Annotated in this window: 9 protein-coding genes; 3 read left to right on the top strand and 6 right to left on the bottom strand. The window is 73.7% G+C overall.

What is annotated here, in order from left to right:
* Positions 1-54: 54 nt before the first annotated feature.
* The 3 genes from FLP23_RS01880 to FLP23_RS01870 all read right to left on the bottom strand — a co-directional run bounded on the left by FLP23_RS01880 (position 55) and on the right by FLP23_RS01870 (position 2,359).
* Positions 55-303 carry a hypothetical protein gene (locus FLP23_RS01880; RefSeq protein WP_210413916.1) on the bottom strand — a complete coding sequence of 83 codons (249 nt, stop codon included), beginning with the start codon at positions 301-303 and terminating at the stop codon, positions 55-57.
* A gap of 267 nt (positions 304-570) precedes the next feature.
* The gene (locus FLP23_RS01875; RefSeq protein WP_149324224.1) at positions 571-1,755 is read right to left on the bottom strand and encodes an IS481 family transposase; all 1,185 of its coding nucleotides are present in this window, start codon (positions 1,753-1,755) and stop codon (positions 571-573) included.
* A gap of 301 nt (positions 1,756-2,056) precedes the next feature.
* Positions 2,057-2,359 (bottom strand): hypothetical protein, encoded by a 303-nt coding sequence (locus FLP23_RS01870; RefSeq protein ID WP_149324307.1) that lies wholly within the window; start codon positions 2,357-2,359, stop codon positions 2,057-2,059.
* Between the two features lie 164 nt (positions 2,360-2,523).
* On the opposite strand from FLP23_RS01870, the gene FLP23_RS01865 reads away from it, so the two are divergent.
* On the top strand, positions 2,524-3,726 hold the full coding sequence (locus FLP23_RS01865) for an NAD(P)/FAD-dependent oxidoreductase (RefSeq protein WP_168200348.1): 1,203 nt from the start codon (positions 2,524-2,526) through the stop codon (positions 3,724-3,726).
* On the opposite strand, the gene FLP23_RS01860 is transcribed toward FLP23_RS01865, so the two are convergent.
* Positions 3,711-5,813, bottom strand: coding sequence for an FAD-binding protein (locus FLP23_RS01860; protein WP_168200347.1), 2,103 nt, complete (start codon positions 5,811-5,813; stop codon positions 3,711-3,713). The two genes, FLP23_RS01865 and FLP23_RS01860, sit on opposite strands and share 16 nt — an antisense overlap.
* Positions 5,814-5,907: 94 nt before the next feature.
* Between FLP23_RS01860 and FLP23_RS01855 the strand changes: the two genes are divergently transcribed.
* Both FLP23_RS01855 and FLP23_RS01850 read left to right on the top strand, forming a co-directional pair.
* Positions 5,908-7,062, top strand: coding sequence for an FAD-dependent monooxygenase (locus tag FLP23_RS01855; RefSeq protein WP_149324304.1), 1,155 nt, complete (start codon positions 5,908-5,910; stop codon positions 7,060-7,062).
* Between the two features lie 3 nt (positions 7,063-7,065).
* Positions 7,066-10,299 carry an ATP-binding protein gene (locus FLP23_RS01850; RefSeq protein ID WP_149324303.1) on the top strand — a complete coding sequence of 1,078 codons (3,234 nt, stop codon included), beginning with the start codon at positions 7,066-7,068 and terminating at the stop codon, positions 10,297-10,299.
* A gap of 4 nt (positions 10,300-10,303) precedes the next feature.
* On the opposite strand, the gene FLP23_RS01845 is transcribed toward FLP23_RS01850, so the two are convergent.
* Complete coding sequence (locus FLP23_RS01845) at positions 10,304-17,539, bottom strand: Calx-beta domain-containing protein (RefSeq protein WP_149324302.1); 7,236 nt, start codon at positions 17,537-17,539, stop codon at positions 10,304-10,306.
* A gap of 41 nt (positions 17,540-17,580) precedes the next feature.
* Positions 17,581-18,234, bottom strand: coding sequence for a hypothetical protein (locus FLP23_RS01840; RefSeq protein WP_149324301.1), 654 nt, complete (start codon positions 18,232-18,234; stop codon positions 17,581-17,583).
* Positions 18,235-18,362: the final 128 nt, after the last annotated feature.

Raw genomic sequence — 18,362 nt, 5'->3', positions numbered from 1 at the left:
TTGCAGGGACGGCCGGCCTCGATCGGCGCTGGGGGGTTGCGCCGAGGATAGGGGCTATGACGCGGCCGCGCGGCCCCATCGCATCTGAGCAGCCTGGCGGGTGATGCCGAGGCCGGCGCCGATCTGTGCCCAGGACGAGCCGCCGGCACGCTGCCCGTCGACGGCGAGCTGCACGGCTGCCTCGAGGTCGTCGAACAGAGACACGAGCTCGCCGAGCTCCACCTCGTCCGCCTCGGCGACACGCTTGCCGCCCGCCGCGATCATGCGGCGCAGCATGGCGAGATAGTCGGTCGTCTCGATCACGCCAGCCCTCGCGCGTGCGTCGATTCAGTGTCAAACTCGGCTTGACACACGATCGCCCAGAACGCGTCGTCGAAAGGCCAGGGCTGGTCGTGCGGTGCGGCGGGGCAGACGCCCCAGACGAGGAGGTCGCCGCACTGAGGGCAGTACTGCGGCTCGGCGTCGAGCTCAGCGGCTACAGACCAGAAGGTTGGGGGTTCGAGTCCCTCCGGGCGCACTCTGTGATGAGTCGGGACATGTGCGACAGGTGAGTCGCGACATGTGTGACGTTCACGTGGAAGCCCTGGGCCATCGGCCTGGGGCTTTCTTCGTGTTGCGCCAGTAGCTGTGGGTCGGTTCGATCTGGTTGGTGGCGATGACTTCGCCGGTGTCGAGGTGGATGACGGTCACGGTTTCGTGGTCGGCGATCGCGATGATGCGTTTGCGGTGGTGCTCGATGCCGATGCCGAGGTGGTGCATGCGTCCGGCGAGGCGGAAGGAGACTTTGCCGCGGTCGTCGACGTGGTCGTAGCGCAGTCGGTAGTGGCCGGATTCGATGCGTCGGGCGGGGAGGGCTTTCGGGGTGTCGCGGTAGGCGTCGCCGGGGGTCATGCGGTCTCTTGCGCGGTGGGGGCGGTGTTCGTTGTAGTGCTGCCGGAAGGCATCGAGTTGGTGCTGCAGCTCAGCCGGCGTGCGCGGGACGGGCTGAGCTGCGAGGAAGCGTTTCAGGGTCTGGTGGAAGCGTTCGATCTTGCCCTGGGTCTGCGGGTGGCCTGGGTGGCCGTTCTTCTGCTGGATGCCCAGCAGCGGCAAGGTGAGCTCGAACGCGTTCTTCCCGCCGACGAAGCGGGCGGTGTAGACGCTGCCGTTGTCGGTGAGTGTGGTCGCCGGCGGGCCGTAGGTGTCGATCAGGCGCAGGAAGTCGACGATCACGTCGTCGCCGGTGACGCGGCCGATCGCGGTGCAGCCCAGCAGGTAGCGGGAGTGGTCGTCGAGCCAGTTCAGGATTTCGATGTCGGTGCCGTCGGCCAGGTGCCAGTGAGTGAAGTCGGACTGCCAGGTGCCGTTGGGTTGTGCGGCCTCGAAACGGACGAACGAGTTCTTCGGGCGCTTTCTCGGTTCCGGGGTGACCAGGCCGGCGCGGGTGATGATCCGACGAATCGTCGCAGTCGACGGGACTGCATGTCCTGACTGCTCGAGATGCCAGGCGATCGTGATCGGGCCGGCATCCATCCCGGTGGCAGCGAGCTGACGGCGCAGTTCGATGATGCGCTGCCGAACCTCGTCGCTGGTCTGGTTCGGGTTCGATAGCGGGGCTCGGGAGCGGGGCTCGATCGCCTCCAGGCCCCCATTCCGGAACCGGGTCAGGAGCCGGTGCAGGTGCTGCCGGCTGATGCCGTAGCGGCGGGCGGCTTCCGACACCGTGAGCTGTCCGGCGGTGATCTGCAGGACCGCGACCTGATGCTTGTTCGACATCCATCGAGGCTGTCGCCCATGACGCGACTCATGTGTCGCGCATCACCTGTCGCCCATGTCGTGAATCCGGACACCTCCGGGCGCACTCTGGTTGAGACAGACCGAAAGCGGTTCGCGATTGCGGGCCGCTTTTCTGGTTCCCGGGGATCCCCTGCGTCACAGCGGCGGACTCCCGAGCATCCGTCCGTCCCGCTCCGCATGCGAGAAATGCAGGAGATTCTGCGCCGCCGACGGCTGGCAGCTCGGATCGGCGGGCTGGCGGACGCGAAACTCCTGCAGTTCTGAGGCGCCGGGTCGGAGCTCATCGGTTCCAATCCTCGCGCGGGATGATCTGCCAGTTCGCGCCGCCATCGGTGCTGTACACCACCTCGGAGGTCTCCTCGGGGTCGATGCTCGCGAAGCCGACCGCCAGGGACTTGGCCATCCGCTGCACGGGGGCGCCCGGCTGGTGGAGCCCCCACATCCGGCCGTCGTCGCCGAGCTGGATGCGCGCGCGGGCGGAGCCCGGTCGGGGTTCGGCGGTGCGGCGCCGTGCCGAGACGACCGCCGCGAGCGCGATGAGGGCGGCGAGCACCGCGAGCACGATCCAGATCACCGGGTTCACGGGGCGTGGTCCGGGTGGCTCGGCATGAGCCGAGAGTAGCCCGCCTTGCGGGGCGCAAGCGCTCCGCAAGGCGCGGGAAAGCCGCGGGGCGCAGCCTCGGCGTGTGCCGGCGGGCGATCCCCCGCACCCGACTCGGGACGGTTCGCCGGACGGAGAGGATGCCCGTGTCCCCCATCTCGTCCGGCCTCCAGGTGGCCGGTGAACTGTCTGTGGTGATCGTCGGCGGCGGCTACGCCGGCATGATCGCCGCCAACCGCCTGCGCGGCTCGCTCACCCCCGCCGAGGTGGCGCGCGTGCGCGTCACCATCGTCAACCCGATCGACCGCTTCGTGCACCGCATCCGCCTGCACGAGTTCGCGGGCGGCGGCGACGACCCCACCTACGATTTCCCGTCGATGGTGGGGGAGAGCGTCGGGATCGTGGTCGGTCGCGTGGTGCGGATCGACGCGGCCCGCCGCCGGCTGGCCATCGCGACGGCGAGCGGGCCGCGCGAGCTGGGCTATGACCGGCTCGTCTACGCGGTCGGATCGCGCCCCGCGCTCCGGGTGCCGGGCGTCGCCGAGCATGCGCTCACGATCGGTGAGCTGGGGGGAGCCGCCCGGGTCCGCGCGCGTCTCACCGACGGCGCCCGCGAGATCGTCGTCGTCGGCGGCGGGCCGACCGGCATCGAGGTGGCCGCCGAGCTCGCCGAGTCGTACCCGCGCGCCCGGGTGACCATGCTCACGGGCGCCGTGGCGCGGGGCATGCGTCCGGCGGCCCGCCGCCGGATCGCCCGCGGCCTGCGGAGGCTCGGCGTCGACATCCTCGAGGATGCCCGCGTGGTGCGGGTGCACCCGGGCGGTGCGGAGCTCGCGGACGGCCGGTTCCTGCGGGCGGATGCGACGGTGTGGGCCGCCGAGTTCGAGGTGCCCGCCCTCGCCGCCGACTCGGGGCTCCCGGTCGACGAGACCGGCCGGCTGCTCGTGGACGAGACCCTCGCCTGCATCGCGGATCCCGCGATCGTGGGCGCCGGCGACGCCGTCCGCGTTCCGGCGAGCGTCGGCGCCCACCTCTCGATGGGGGCGCGCACGGCCCTGCCGCTCGGTCTCGCGGCGGCCGAGCGCATCCTGGCCGAGCTGCGGGGGACGGCACCTCAGCCGATCTCGATCGGGCTGCTCGGCCCGTCGATCAGCCTCGGCCGGAAGGACGGCTACATCCAGCTGACCCGCCACGACGACTCGCCGACGCCGATCGCCTTCACGGGGCGGCTGGGGGCTGCGATCAAGGACTGGGTGTGCCGGATGACGATCGACAGCCCCCGGGAGGAGCTCACCCGCCCGGGCGCCTACCGCGTCCCCCGCGGGCCGCGCTCTCAGGCGGCCGGGTAGGGGAAGCGGCCCTCCGGGTCGTAGCGGCGGCGCACCTCGCCGAGCCGGGCGCGGGTCTGCTCGGGCCACGAGCCGGCGAGGCTCGAGAGGGGGTTGGCGCCGCCGAAGAAGTTGACCTGCGTCCCGCCGGTTCCCCACGGGGCGAGGGTCTCGAAGACGCCGCCGATGACGGCGGGGATGACGGTGCCGAGCAGCTCCGGGACCGGGGCGCCCACGACGTGCAGCGAGTACTCGGCGTCGCGTCCGCCGACCGCGTTGGGAACCTGGGGCTCCCGGGCGAGCGCCCCGCCGAGCCGACGGATCTCGACCGCGGCGAGCGGCACATCCGCGGTCGGTCCGACCGCGCGCAGCAGCGCCTCGGCCGCGTCCGCGCCGAACTCGGCGAGCAGGATGCCGCCCTCCACGACGGGCATCGGGTCGACGGGGTCGGAGTGGATGGCGCCGAGCTGGGCGTACGGCAGCTCGCCGATGGCGTCGATGAGGGGCGTCGCGACGGCACGCAGCGGTGCGAGCAGCTCCTCCGCCTCGGCGGCGGGGCCGACATAGGCGACGCGCAGGTGGGCGACGAACTGCCCGCGCAGCGGCTCCGGCAGCTGGGGGATCGGGGGAAGGCGCAGCAGGGCGACGGAGGTCGTGAGCTGCTCGGGCAGCTCGCGCGACCAGCTCGCGAAGGTGCGCAGCACGGCGGCGGCGTCGGCGGCGGCGAAGTAGAGGCCGCCGCCGTAGACGCTCGCCACCGGGAGCAGCTCGATCTCGGCGGAGACGACGACGCCGAGCCCGCCCTTGCCTCCGCGCAGGGCCCAGAACAGGTCCTGGTTGAAGGCGGCGTCCGCGGTGACGAGTCCGCCGTCGGCGGTCACCACCTGGAGCGAGCGCACGTGGTCGGCCGCGTAGCCGAAGGTGCGGGCCACCGGGCCGATGCCGCCTCCGAGGAGGTAGCCGATCGCGCCCACGTGCGGGGCGGACCCGCACAGCGGGGCGAGGCCGAGCGGGGCGGTGGCATCCAGCACCTGGCTCCACATCGTGCCGGCGCCGATGCGCGCGGTGCGCGTGGCGGCGTCCACCTCGACGGATGCGAGGCCCGCGGTGGTGAGGGCGATGCCGTCGGTGATGGGGGCGAGCGCGCCGTGGCCGCGTCCGATGACGCGCACGGCGAGCTCGTGCTCGTTGGCGAAGCGCACCGTCTCGACCACCTCGTCGACGGTCGTCGCGGCGACGACGAGCTCGGGGGTGTGGATGATGGCGCGGTTGAAGCCGGCGAGCTCGTCGACGTACTCGGCGTCGGTGGGCGTGTAGACGCGCTCCACGCCGGAGGCGCGCAGCTGGGTGACGAGCGCAATCCGGCGCTCTCGTTCGGCGGACATGGGTTCCCTTTCGGTCGGGGTGGCTGACACCCCCGTTCTCCCATGGGCACCTGTCGCCGGTCTTGCATCCTGCGGGGTCTCGGGCGCCGCCGGTGCAAGGTGGGCGGGCCCCGCGATCGCGGTCAGGTAGGCCCGCACGACCGCTTCGGCGTCGATCCGCTTGTAGCCGTAGCCGGCGCGCGAGACGAGGGTGAAGACGAGCCCGTCGGTGAGCAGCACGAGGTCCTGCACCTGTTCGGGTGCCGCGTTCACCCCGAGCCGGCGCAGGAATCCGGAGGCCACGTCGAGGGTGCTGCCGAGCAGCGGCGATGCGCTCGTGAGGATGGGGCGGATGGTGTCGCGTTCGGCGAGGTCGATGACGAGGGCGTAGCGGGCGCGCATGTCGTCGGCGCGCTCCGCGAGCCGGTTGATGAATCCGGTGAGCACGGCGACCGCGACCTCGAAGCGGCCGGGGTCGTCCTGCTTCTCGACCGAGAGGCGTTCGAGCTCGGCGAACAGCACGCCCAGGTCGCGCGCGGAGCGGTCGGCGAGCCGGCGCGCGACGAGCTCGATGAGGGCGAGGCGGGTGGAGGCGTAGTACGAGGTGGAGCCGGGGGGCAGCTCCGCCTGGCGGTCGACGGCGCGGTGGGTGAGGCCTCGCAGGCCGTCGCGGGCGATGACGGTGATCGCGGCGTCGGCGATCGTCTCCCGGCGGTTGGGCGGGCTCGGCGTGGCTGTGCTCATCTGACCTTGCATGCTAGTGCCTCTACGGGTGTAGAGTGTGGCGCATCAGCACTCCACACCTGTAGAGGAAGGTTCGAGAAAGGTCGGGACGACGATGCGCGCAGCGGTCATCGGAGCAGGGATCGGCGGGCTGTGCACGGCCGTCGGCCTCCAGCGGGCGGGGGCGGAGGTCACGATCTACGAGCGCGCCGCCGAGCTCAAACCGGTCGGCTCCGGGCTGTCGATCTTCGCCAACGGGCTCACCGCGCTCGAGTCGCTCGGCCTCGGCGACGCCTTCCGTGCCATCACCTCGACCCAGGCGGGCCGCCTGCGCGGCGGACAGCGGCGCCCCGACGGCGGATGGCTCGCCACGATCCCCTCCAACGCCGTCACCGAGCTGCGGATCGTGCACCGCGCCGAGCTGCATCGCATCCTGCTCGAGGCCCTCGAGCCGGGAACCCTGCGCCTCGGCGTCGAGGTGCTCGAGGTCTCCCCGGACGGTGCCGAGCTGCGCACCGCTGACGGCAGCGAACGCTTCGACCTCGTCGTCGCGGCAGACGGCATCCGCAGCCGCGTGCGCTCCTCCTGGCCAGGAGACCCCGGCATCCACTACTCCGGCTACAGCACCTGGCGCGGCGTCACCGAGCAGCCGGTCGACCTGGGCGGCGAGGCGGGGGAGACCTGGGGCCACGGCGAGCGCTTCGGTCTGGCGCCGCTCGCCGACGGACGGATCTACTGGTTCGCGGTCGCCACCATGCCGGCCGGCTCGACGATCGACGACGAGTACGCGGAGGTCGTGCGCCGATTCGGAAGCTGGCATCACCCCATCCCCGAGCTCATCCGCGGAACCGCGCCCGAGACCGTCTTCCGCCTCGACATCAACGACCTCGCGGGGCCGGCGCCCACCTTCCGCCGCGGCCGCTGCGTGCTGCTCGGGGATGCCGCCCACGCCATGACGCCCGACCTCGGGCAGGGCGGCGGTCAGGCGATGGAGGACGCGGCGACCCTCGTGGCGCTGCTCGGCCGGATCTCCGCCGAGCCGACGCCGTCGCCGGGCGACCTCGACACCGCGCTCGCCGAATACGACCGCCTGCGACGCTCGCGCACCCAGCCGATCGCGCGGCGGGCGCGCACGGTGGGTGCGGTCGCGCACACCCGCGGGCGCCTCGGGGTGACCGCCCGCAACGCCCTCATGCGCCTCACCCCCGCCTCGGCGACCGCGCGGCAGCTCGCCGCCATCCAGTCCTGGCGTCCGCCGGCGGCGGTGTAGGCGATGCTCGCGCTCCTCGGCCCGGCGGAGGTGCGGATGCCGGGCGCGCCGGCCGTGATCCCTCAGGCGGGCCGGGTGGCGGCGCTGCTCGCGCTGCTCGCGCTCGAACCCGGGCGGGTGGTCTCCGCGCAGCGCCTCATGGGCCAGCTGTGGGAGGACGATCCGCCGCAGTCGGGGGTGTCGACGCTCTACGTGTACGTCTCGCGGCTGCGCCGCCAGCTCGAGCCGCTCGGCATCCGCATCGCGACCCGGCCGCCCGGTTACGCGCTCGAGCTGGACCCGGAGGCGATCGACGTCGTCGCCTTCCAGCGCGAGATCACCCGCGCCGAGCACGAGAGCCGCCGACAGGACTGGTCGGCGGCGATGACCGCGATCGACCGCGCGCGCGAGCTGTGGCGCGGCGACCCCTTCGCGGGCCTCGCCGCGTGCAGCGACCTGCGGCTCGAGGCGCAACGCCTGCTGCGGTTGCACCGGCGCGTCGACGAGCTCGAGGCACGGGTGCTGCTGGGTCTCGGCGACGCGCGGCGGGCCGCGGCGATGGCGCGGGTGCTGACGGAGGCGGAACCCCTCGACGAGAGCTACTGGGAGCTCCGGATGAGCGCCGAGCACGAGGCGGGCAACACCGCGATCGCGCTCGCCCTGTTCGACGAGTTCCGCGAGCTGCTGGCCGACTCGCTCGGCATCGACCCGGGGCCGCGCGTGCGCGAGCTGCACACCCGACTGCTGCGCGATCCGGTGCGGGCATCCGCCGGGGAGGCGCCCGAGCCCTCGGCGACGACCGTCGGCCGCACGGCCCAGCGCGCCGCGGTCGATCGCGCGATCCGCGACGCCGGCGCGGGCCGGGGGCGGATCGTGGTGTTCGAGGGGGCGGCGGGGATCGGCAAGACGCATCTCGCGCGCTTCGCCGCGGAGCGCGCCGCCGGGCTGGGGCTGCGGGTCGCCTGGGCGCGATCGGCGGACGGCGCGGGCGCCCCGCCGCTGTGGATGTGGACGCGCGTGCTCGCCGCCCTCGAACCCGAGCTCGCCGATCCGCTCGCCGAGCTGCGCGGCGGCCGCGACGTCGAGCTGCGTGACGACCACGCCCGCTTCGCGCTCTCCGAGGAGATCGTCGGACGGGTGCTCGCCACGGCCGCGCGGGGGCCGGTGCTGCTCGTGCTCGACGACATCCAGTGGGCGGACGCCGCCTCGCTCCACGCCCTCCGTCTCCTCGCGTCGAGCATCCGCGAGGCGGCGTGCGCCGTCGTCGTGACGGCGCGGCACCCCGAATCCGCACGCGCCGAGGTCGCCGCGACGCTCGCGGCGTTGGGGCGCGAGAGCGAGGCGAGCCGACACCTGCTGACCCCGTTCTCGCCCGCCGAGGTCGCGGAGCTGGTGCGCGCCTACAGCCGCGAGCCGCTCGAGCCGGGCGCCCTGCGCGACCGCGTCGAGCGGCTCGTGGAGCGCACGGGAGGCAACGCCTTCTTCCTCACGAGCCTGCTCGCGGGCGAGGAGGACGGTCCGCTGCCGGCGTCCGTCGCGGAGCTGCTCGCCCAGCGCATCGCGCTGCTCCCCGAGGAGGCGCAGCGTCTGCTCGAGCTGGCCGCGGTCGGCGGGCTCGCGCTGCAGCCCCGGGTGCTCGCGCATGCGCTCGCCTGCACAGCGCACGAGGTGGCCGACGCTCTCGAGGCGGCGGCCCGCTTCGGCGTGGTGCGGGCGGATGCCGACGGCTGGGCGTTCAGCCACAGCCTCGCCCGCGACGCCGTGCTCGGGTCGTTGCCGCGTTCGCGTCGGGCGCTGCTGCACGCGCGGTACGCCGACGCGCTCGCGGCGCTGCACGCCGGCGATCCGGAGGCGGCCATCGAGGAGCTCGCGCATCACCGCGTCGAGGCGGCGCTCGGGGTGCCGTCGAGCGACGCGTTCGCGGCCTGCATGGTCGCCGCCGACCGCGCGCGGGCCAGTCTCGCCTACGACCGTGCCGCGCGGTTCCGCGCCGATGCGCTGCTCATGCTCGACCCCGATGCGACACCGCGCGAGCGCGTGGAGGTGCTCGTGCTGCTCACCGAGGAGCAGCGCAGCGCGGGCGACGTGCAGGGGGCGGCCAGCACCCTGCGCCGGGTGCTCCGCACGGCGCAGGCGCTCGGCGACCGTGAGACGACGGTGCGGGCGCTCGCCCTGCTCGGCAGCATCACGCTCTGGAACTGGCGGCAGCTCGGGGAGGTCGATCGGGAGACGATCGCCCTGTTCGAGCCGCTGCTCGCCGAGGGGGCCGTTCTCCCGCTCGGCCAGCGCATCGAGCTCCACGCGGCGCTGTCGCTCGAGCTGTACTACGGGGACGCCGCCGAGCGCGAGCGGGGGGTCGTCGAGGCGGATCGCGCCGTCTCGCTCGCCGGTGCGACCGGCGACTCCGCACTGCTCGCCCGCGCCCTCGGCGCCCAGGTGTTCTCCCGCTGGCGGCCCGGCCGGGATGCGGAGCGCCTCGCGTCGCTCGACCGCTGGGTCGCGCTCGGCGGCGACGGCGGTTCGGCGCCCGGCGAGATCGTCGCGCGCCTGCATCGCGCATCCGTACGCCTTGCGGCCGGCGATGTCGACGGCTGGTTCGAGGACTCGAGTCGCGCGGGCGAGCTCATCCCGCGGTTCGGCCGGATGGAGTTCGAGGCCCAGTACACCGGCCAGCTCGCCTGCGCCGCGATGCTCGGGGGGCGCCTGGACGAGGCGCACGAGCTCGTCGAGCGCACCTACGCGATCCTCAAGCGCACGAGCATCTGGGGCGGCGACTGGGGTCGCGCCGTGCAGCAGCTGACGCTCGCCCGCCTGGAGAACCGCGTCGGGGAGGTCGTGGACGAGATCGTCGCGAAGGCCTCCGAGGACGCCCACCGCTCGCTGCGCTGGACCGCCGTGCTCGCCCTCGCCGAGGTCGACGCGACGGGGGAGGCGCGTTCGATGCAGGCCCGCTGGGGCTTGCGCCAGGTGCCCGTCCTCCCGTACTGGGGCTCGGACTTCGAGCGCGCCCAGGTGGCCGAGGTCGCGGTGCGGCTCGGCACGCCGCTGCTCACCGAGGCGTACGAAGCGCTCGCGGATTCCCGGGCGGCGCTCATCACGGGCGGGACCGCGCTCGCCTGCTGGGGGCCGCGCGACGCGCTCCTCGCGCGGCTCGCGGCTCGGCTCGGCTGGGACGACGCGGCAGCACACCACGCCGCCGCCGCGACGCGGCTCACCGCCGACGTCGCGGCGCAGCTGGGAGCCGCCCCGCGCTGGTGACCGCTCATCCGCGACCCTCGCGGCGGCGGTCGCGGCGCCGGAGCGCGAGCAGGCCGCCGATCAGGATCGCCAGCACGGCGGCCGTCATCGGGAGCTCGAGGCCGGAGACGCCGGACTCGGCGAGCGGCCCGCCCCCGCTCGAGGGCGCGGAGTCGCCGGGCTGCCGGCCCGGTCCGGGCTCCCCGGGCTCCTGGGGGCCTTCGGGATCCTGCGGGCCTTCGGGCTCCTCGGGCTCCTGGGGCTCCTCCGGCTCCTGGGGCTCTTCCGGCTCCTGGGGCTCCTCGGGCGCGGCCTGTGCGTTCCAGACGAGATAGTTCAGCTGGCGTCTGGCCTGCCACTCGTCGTTCGCCTGCCCGTCGCCGGGGGATGCCACCAGGTGCACGTCGCCCGGGACGAGGGAGTTCAGGTTCGAGGCGTAGAGCACGGTCTCGCCGTCATCCGACACCGAGAGCAACGGGTCGGTGTCGACGGGCTCGTAGGCCACGCAGCCGTCCGCGTCCCCTCCGTCCGCGCTCGTGCAGTAGCGGTCACCCTCGGCGATCACCCGACCCGGACGGCCGTCCCGATCGGCGGTCACGAGCCGGGACGCGCCCGAGTCGATGTCCACGTGCAGCACCTGCCACGGCAGGCCCGGTGCGAGGGAGGCCCACACGACGGCCGTCGAGCCGTCGCCGCTCAGCAGCGCCTGACCCGTCGAGCCCGCAGCCCGGCTGCCCGCCGTGGCGGTCGTCACCTCGACGAGCTCATCCGTCTCGAGGTCGGCGCGGAACAGCCCGTCGTCGGCCCGCACGAGCACCCAGCGCCCGTCGTCGGAGATGTCGATCGTCCGCAGCGGCACCTCGGCGACGGGGTGCTCCGTGACCTGCCCGCTCGCGCGATCGAGCACCGCGATGGCGCCCGCGTCGGTGGCGGCCGCGATCGTCGAGCCATCGCCGCTGATCACGCGGTGCTCGGTCCCCGGCAGCGCGAACGGCGCCGAGGTTCCGGCCACCAGATCGCGCAGCCGATCCCGCCCCTCCGGGTCTCGACCGAGCGCGTAGCGTCCGTCGTCGGAGATCGACGTCGGGTCGAGGTGCACGCCGTGCCGCTCCTCCACCTCGCCGGTGTCGAGATGGATCAGCTGGTCGCCGACCGTCGCGAGCGGGTGCTCGGGCGACAGCTCGACGGGCGGGACGCTCTGCGCGGAGGAGAACAGGTAGTCGCGACGCTCGCCGGTCGACCGGTCGAGGACCGTGAAGCGCTGCCGCCATTCGGACTGTCCGTCTCCGGGACCCGTCACGACGGCGTCCACGAGGAGGAAGCGTCCGCCGTCGGCCACGGCAGCGGGCGCCGCGCCCTCGAACCGACCGTCGCTCGGGTCGAGCGCGAAGGGACGGCCGTCGGGGAGCCGCACGAGATCGTTCGCGCCCAGCTCCCGATGCGGAGCCACCGCGACCGCGATCTCGCGGATGTCGCTCGCGCCGAGCCGGTCGGTCACCCGGACCCGGGCCGTGAAGGCGCCCGCCTCCGGGTAGCGGTGCACGAACGAGGCATTGCGGTTCCACTGCGTGGACTGCGCGCGCGGCTCCTGCTCGAGCGAGGCATCCCAGGTGCCGTCGCCATCGGCGTCCAGCTCGTAGCGGACGATCGACTGCTCGGAGTCGACGGCGCTCACGTCGAAGCGCGTGTCGTAGCCCGCCTCGGCTCCGGCCGGCGCGAAGAACGCGGTGACCCGCGGGGCGAGGTTCGGAGCGACCCGCACCGGGATCTCCACGTCACCCGCCTCGTGGAACGCGTCACCGGGGAAGTGGACGGTCAGCGGATACGTGCCCGCGGCGACCTCGGGGCCGAGGTCGACCGGGAAGGCGTACCGCCCGTCCACCACCTCGACCGCACGGCGCTCGCCGCGCCAGCTCGCCTCCCACGCCGATCCGGCGCGGTACTCGATGGGGCCGGCCGGCCCGCTGAGGGCCACCGGGATGGTCGTGATCGCGCCTTGGCCCACACTCGGACGATGCTCGGAGACCGCGCGCGCCTTCCCGATGCGGAAGGTGACGGTGGCCGGCGCCGAGCGCTCCGCGCCGTCCCACACGGCGTATCGGAAGCTCACCTCGCCCACGTAGTCGCGCGGGGGCAGGTAGCTGAGCGTCGGCGCCGTGCCGTCGAGGGTGCCGTGCTCCGGCTGGTCGAGGATCAGGTAGCTGAGCGGATCGCCGTCCGGGTCCGCGCCGCGCAGGGTCACCCAGGTCTGCGTCGCGTAGACGGCGTCGACCTCGATGTCCGCGGCCCGCGGGATGTCGTTGCCGGGGGTGTCGTCGCCGATCGTCAGAACGGTCGCGGCGCTCGCGAGCTGCGCGTAGTCGTCGACGACGGCCCGCGTCCGGGTGCCCACCGGGCCCGGCGGCAGGGCGTCGAGCCGAGCACTGTAGATGCCGTCGCCGGCGACGGCGTCGCCCGCCGTGCCGTCGTCGCGCAGCGTCGAGTTGTGCCAGGCGCCGCGCGCGTCGAGGGTCGTCGCCGCGATCGTGAGCGGGCGGCGCACCGAGCCGGGTCCGTCGATCCGGGAGGTGATGAGCGCCGACCCGAGGTCGTCGATCGCGGCGATGTCGGCGCGCACGACCGCGCGCGTCCCCTCCACCCAGTGGGCGTAGTGGATGGTGACCGGCTCGTCCGAGGTGTTGACGAAGCTCGCCGTCCACGCGCCCCGCGCCGGCCGTTGCACGGTCGCCGTGCGGTGCGACACGGTGGCCGCCCCCGCGGGCAGCGTCGTGACGGGGGTGCCCGGTCCCTGCGACAGGGTGCCCGTCACGGATGCCGGCGCGACGAGGGTGAGGCCCGTGCGGCTCGCGTCGCCGGTGTTCACCGTGCCGCCGCCGCGGAAGGTCTCGCCCGGCTGCAGCGTCACCGTCTTGGTGTCGAGCACCTGGGGGACGGCGGGCTCCGCGGCGAAGCCGGCGAAGAAGGCGCCGATGCCGCGGACCAGATCGGAGATCGCCTGCCCGAGCGACCATCCGGGAGCGGGCTGGGTGAGCCGCGGCCGCAGGAAGTCGCGGAACACGCTCTCGTCGCTGAGCAGCTCGTCGAGCAGCACGGGCGCGGTGAACACGTCGCCGACCCCCTGCAGGGCCGAACCCGCGTGGGTGGTCCCGTCGCCGGGCTCGTCCGACCAGCAGCTCGTGCCGAGTCCGGTGCCCGCGGCCGCGGCGACGCGCACCCCGTGGGTCTCGGTGACCCGCTCGTTGAACAGCCGCATGACGTCGGTGCGGGTCTCGAGGTGCACACCCGTGAGGAACATGTCCGAGCAGGGGGAGCCGCCGTTGGGCGTGCCCAGCATGAGCAGCTGCTCGACGGGGCGATCATCGCCCGTCGGCATGAGCGAGTCGAGGTAGAGCCGGGCCGCGAGGCCGCCCGTGGAGTGGGCGACGAGGTCCACGCGGCGCGCGTTGGTCACCGCCTGCACCGAGAGGATGTCGTCGGCGAGCAGCTCGGCGTTCGCCTCGATCGTGGTTCCCGCCGAACCCGGCAGGCTCTGGCCGGCGAGCGTCACCGACCAGTCGTCGCGCTGCGCGGCGACATGGTCGGCGAACTGCTGCCAATCCGCGGGGCTGCCGCCGAAGCCCGGCACGGCCACGATGGGCCGCGGCTCGACGGTCACGGCGCCCTCGAGCGCTTTCACGACGCCGTCCTCGTCGACGAGCTCCATCCGGATCTCGTACGGTTCGGATGCCGCGCCGTCGGTCCAGGCATGGTCGGTGGTGTCCCACTCGAACGAGAACTCGTGGGAGTCGCCCGGCTCGAGCGTGAACGGCTCGCTCTCGGAACGCAGTTCGCCGTCGATGAGGATGCGCAGACGCATCCCCTCCACCGCGGGCTCGTCGGGAGCGTCGTTGTCGCGCACGATCGCGGTGAGTCGCACGAGGTTGCCGTCGATCGTGCGCCCGCTCACGAGCACGCGGTCGTCGCCGTCGCCCGCCACGAGCTCCTCGTCCATCCGGCCCCCGAACTCGAGGCGCGGCGGCTCGGGGGCGGTCCCCGTCGGGTAGAGCACGACGTCGCTGTGCGCGTCGAACTCGCGCAGCCCGAGCGAGGCGGCGATGATCCGCGACTCGTTGATGCGGGAGGTGCCCGTGTAGGCGCCGTAGCCGAGGTCCACGGCATCCCCCACCTCGTGCAGCAGCTCCCAGCGACCGTCCCAGCTGATCCAGGCGCGCGGCAGACCCTGCACCTCGACCTCGCCGATGACGTCGCCGCGGTTGTTCACGTCGGTGGGCGCACCGCGGCCCAGCTCGACCACGTCACCCGCGTTCCAGGCCCAGGCCAGCGGCGTCGCGCCCGGCCCATCCCAGTAGCCGACCACATCGCCCTCGTCGTTCAGGGCGGTCGCGACCGTGCGCGTCCGGGTCTCGTCGCCCGAACCGGGCAGCTCCACCGCGGTGCCCGCGGCGTCGCGGAACCAACTGCGCCCGTCTCCCGTGCGCGACACGAAGATCATCTCGCCGCGGGCGTTCATGTCCACCACCGCGCCGGGACCCGTCAGATCGCCCGGGGTCTCGTCGGGGCTGATCCAGACCAGGTCGCGCGCCGACTCGGGGTGCCCGGTCGGGGTGAAGCGACCCACGACATGCCCGTAGGCCGACAGTGCGATGAGCTCGGTCGTGCCGCCGGCGGGCGACCACATGGGCTCCCACTCCTCGCCGTCGGCGCTCCAGCACGGCTCCTCGAACACGCCCGGATCCTCCGAGGCGCACATCCCGATCGCGACGCCGTCGCTCGTGTCGACGACCCGATGGACGCCGGCCAGCTCGGTCACCCGGCCGTCGGAGAGCCGGGTGGCGTACGAGGTGCTGTCGTCGTCGGCGCGCCCCCAGTACACCGTCGACTCGTCCAGGTGACTGATGCGCACGCGGGCGAGCGGGTCGACCACGCGCGTGGTCCACTCCGGCATCGACTCGTTCTCGCGGATGATCACGAGCGCCTCGTCGTGCACGATCTCCGCACCGATCGCGAGCTCGAGCCGCACGAAGAACTCGAGGTCGCCGTCGCGGTACTCGTCGTCGATGATCGGGATGACGACCGACTGCTCGTGCTCACCGGGTGCGAACTCGACGGTGCCGTAGAGGGCCTCGAAGTCCTCGCCGCCCTTCGCCGAGCCGTCCTTCGTCGACCAGGTCACCCGCACCGGCTCGGTGGGGGCCGCCGAGAGCACGATCGGCACCTCGACGCTCCCGCCGTCCTCATCGACCTCGGCATCCGAGACGGTCACGCACAGCCGCAGCTGCACGGTCACGGTGCCGCCGTCGCGGAACACCCGGTGGCAGTCGCCGGGGGTGGTCGCGAAGGCGCCCAGGGCGTCCGCGGCGACGAGCACGTCGTAGCTGCCCGGGATGGCGGCGTCGGGGTCGGGCAGCACCTCGAGCGCGCCGCCGAGGCGCGCCGTCCCGGTGACCCGCAGCTCGTCGAGCTGCAGCTGCCCGAGCCGCACCCGCAGCGCACCCGTGCCGGTCTGGGTGTAGTCGCCCTCGATCCGCAGCGCGTCGTAGTCGGTGACGCCGCCGGGGGCCAGCGTGCCCTCGTTGCGCACGTCGCCGAAGACCACGCCCGTGCCCGCGAGCTCCGCACCCTCGGCGACGCGCAGCACGGTCCCGGGCACACCGCCGGTCACGTCGACTCCGGAGCGGGTGCCGATGTCGAGGCGACCGCCGGTGACCTCGACGCCGCCCGCGGCGACGAACTGGGCGGTGCCGCTGAGCTCGAACGCCCCCGAGGTGACCACGCGGGTGGCGACGAGCTGCGCCTCGCCGGTGAGGGTCACCTCGCCCGCGTTCTCGAAGAGGGCGGCCGCCAGCCAGCCCGAGCTCGTGAGCGCGGCTCCCGGGGCGACCGTGACCGTGCCGCCCGAGACCAGCCCGGTCGCGGCGATGTCGAGGCGGCCGCCGAAGGTGAGGGCGGCGTCGTCTGCCGCGTGCATCGAGCCGGCGATCCGCCCTCCGTCGCCCAGCAGGCGCAGCGATCCGCCCGACCCCACGCCGACGAAGGCGTCGTTGGCCACCACGGTGGGGCTCGCCAGGGTGGTGGCGCCGCCGTCCACGGTGAGGCTCCCGGTGATCTCCGTTGTGCCCTCGCCCTCGACCGAGAGCGCCGCACCCGGATGCACGGTGCCGTTCCTGAGCTCCAGGCCCGCCGCGGCGTCGAGGGTGACGCCGGCCGTGCCCCCGTCGGGCACCTCGAGCTGCGCCGCCACCAGTTGGGTGCCGACGAGCGCGAGCGTTCCCTCCTGCAGCTGCAGCGTCGAGGTCTCGAGGGTGCCGGAGGTGGTCGCCGAACCCCCGCGACTCGTGGTCTCGCCCGACACGGTGAGGTCGCCGACGCTGCCGACGACCCCGCCATCCAGCGCGAGCTCGGTGGCCGTCGCATCCCGATCGAGCAGCAGCGTGCCCGCCACCTCGAGGGTCCCGAGCGCACCGGGTGCGCCCAGCCACAGCTCGCCGCCCGCGGCGATGGAGGTCGCCCCGAGCGTCGCGGTCGCGTTGAGCATCACGCGTCCGTGTTCGAGCACGCGCAGCTCGCCGGCCCCGCCGAGGGTGCTGCCGCCGAACCAGCCGACGGATGCCGTGGTCTCGATGCCGCCGTCCGCGTCGATCGTCCACTCGCCGTCGAGTTCGCCGCCGCCGGTCAACACGAGAGAGCTCTCCCTGCCGATCCGGGCGACGACCGTGTCCGCGGTGCCGATCCGGGTGAGCACCTGGAGCCGCGACCAGGTCACGTCGAAGGCGGTGCCGACGAACAGGTTGCCTGCGCCCATCACGAGCGCGCCGTCGGCCTGCACCGCCTGCAGCTCCTCGACCGTGAGCGTGGCGTCGGGCTGGATGCCGAGGATCGGGTCGGAGGCGCGGTCGTGCTCGCCGAGCAGGGTGATCTTCTGCACCGAGGAGTCCCCGGCCACCGTGATCCAGCCCTCGACGATGATCTCGCCCTGCCCGAACAGCCGACCGGCCTCGGCGACCTCGTCGTCGGGCACGATCACCTCGTCGGCCGCGATACAGGCGACATCCTCCTCGTCGGGGACGCCCGCGCTCCAGTTGGCCGGCTCGATCCAGCTGCCCTGCAGCGACGGGCCCACCCAGCTGGTCGTGCAGTCGGGGGTCTCCTCGGCGGCCGCGGCGGCGGCCCCGGAGGGGGTGACGAGAAGCGGCAGCAGGAGGGCGGTGGCGAGGATCGCGGCCGCCGCGCGGCGCAGGCGTGCGGGCAGAGGGGAGCTCATCGGGGGTCCGTTCGGGTGGGGTTGCGGGATCGGGCGGGCGGTCAGCGGACGACGGCCGCGGGATGGTGGAGGCGGTAGAGCTCGGGGAGGAACTGCTCGAAGTAGCCGACCTCCTCGATGTTGTGCTGCAGCCAGGCGCGCTCCATGCCGGGCACGAAGACCCGCGCACGCAGGTAGGCGTTGATCGGGGCGCCGAGCGCCCAACGGCCGCCGAGGTCCATGACGCTCGTGTAGTGGGTGGCGCCCTCGGCCCGCGACCAGCTGTGCTCCAGCTGGAAGAACTGGGCGCCGGCGATCCGCAGCACGAGGCGGATGCCGGTGAGGTCGAGCTTCTCGACCCGGTCGACGCTGTCGATGTAGTAGCGCTCGTCGCGTCCCATCGCCTCGACGATCCGGAAGCGCGCGCCCTCGCCGACGCTGCCGTCGCGCGCCGTCCGGTTCAGCTCCCAATGGATGTGGTCGAGCGGATGCCACACGCGATAGCGGGGCACCGTGGCGCCCGCGTACTCCATCGGATGGCCGATGTTCCGGAACCACCACAGCAGCATCTCGGGGGTGATCCCGCGGAGCGGCTCGTGGTCGATCGTCAACCGCAGCCGGTGGTGGGGGAACTCCGTGATCGAGACGCGGCTCTCGTCGAGCGCGCGCAGGGGCGCGAGCAGCGGCAGCGGTTCGGGGAGCGGGAGCCTCGTCATGGTCGGGCCTTCCTGCGCCGGCGCGGATGCCGGTGCCCGATCATGGTGCGAGACCGCCCTGTCATCGGGCTTGCGTCGACCGGCCTCCGCGATGCAAGGGCCGTGAAAGCCCGCCCGCCCACCCTGGG

The sequence above is a fragment of the Protaetiibacter larvae genome (assembly GCF_008365275.1).
GTDB lineage: Bacteria > Actinomycetota > Actinomycetes > Actinomycetales > Microbacteriaceae > Homoserinibacter > Homoserinibacter larvae.
This window is presented reverse-complemented; position numbering and strand designations above follow the sequence as displayed.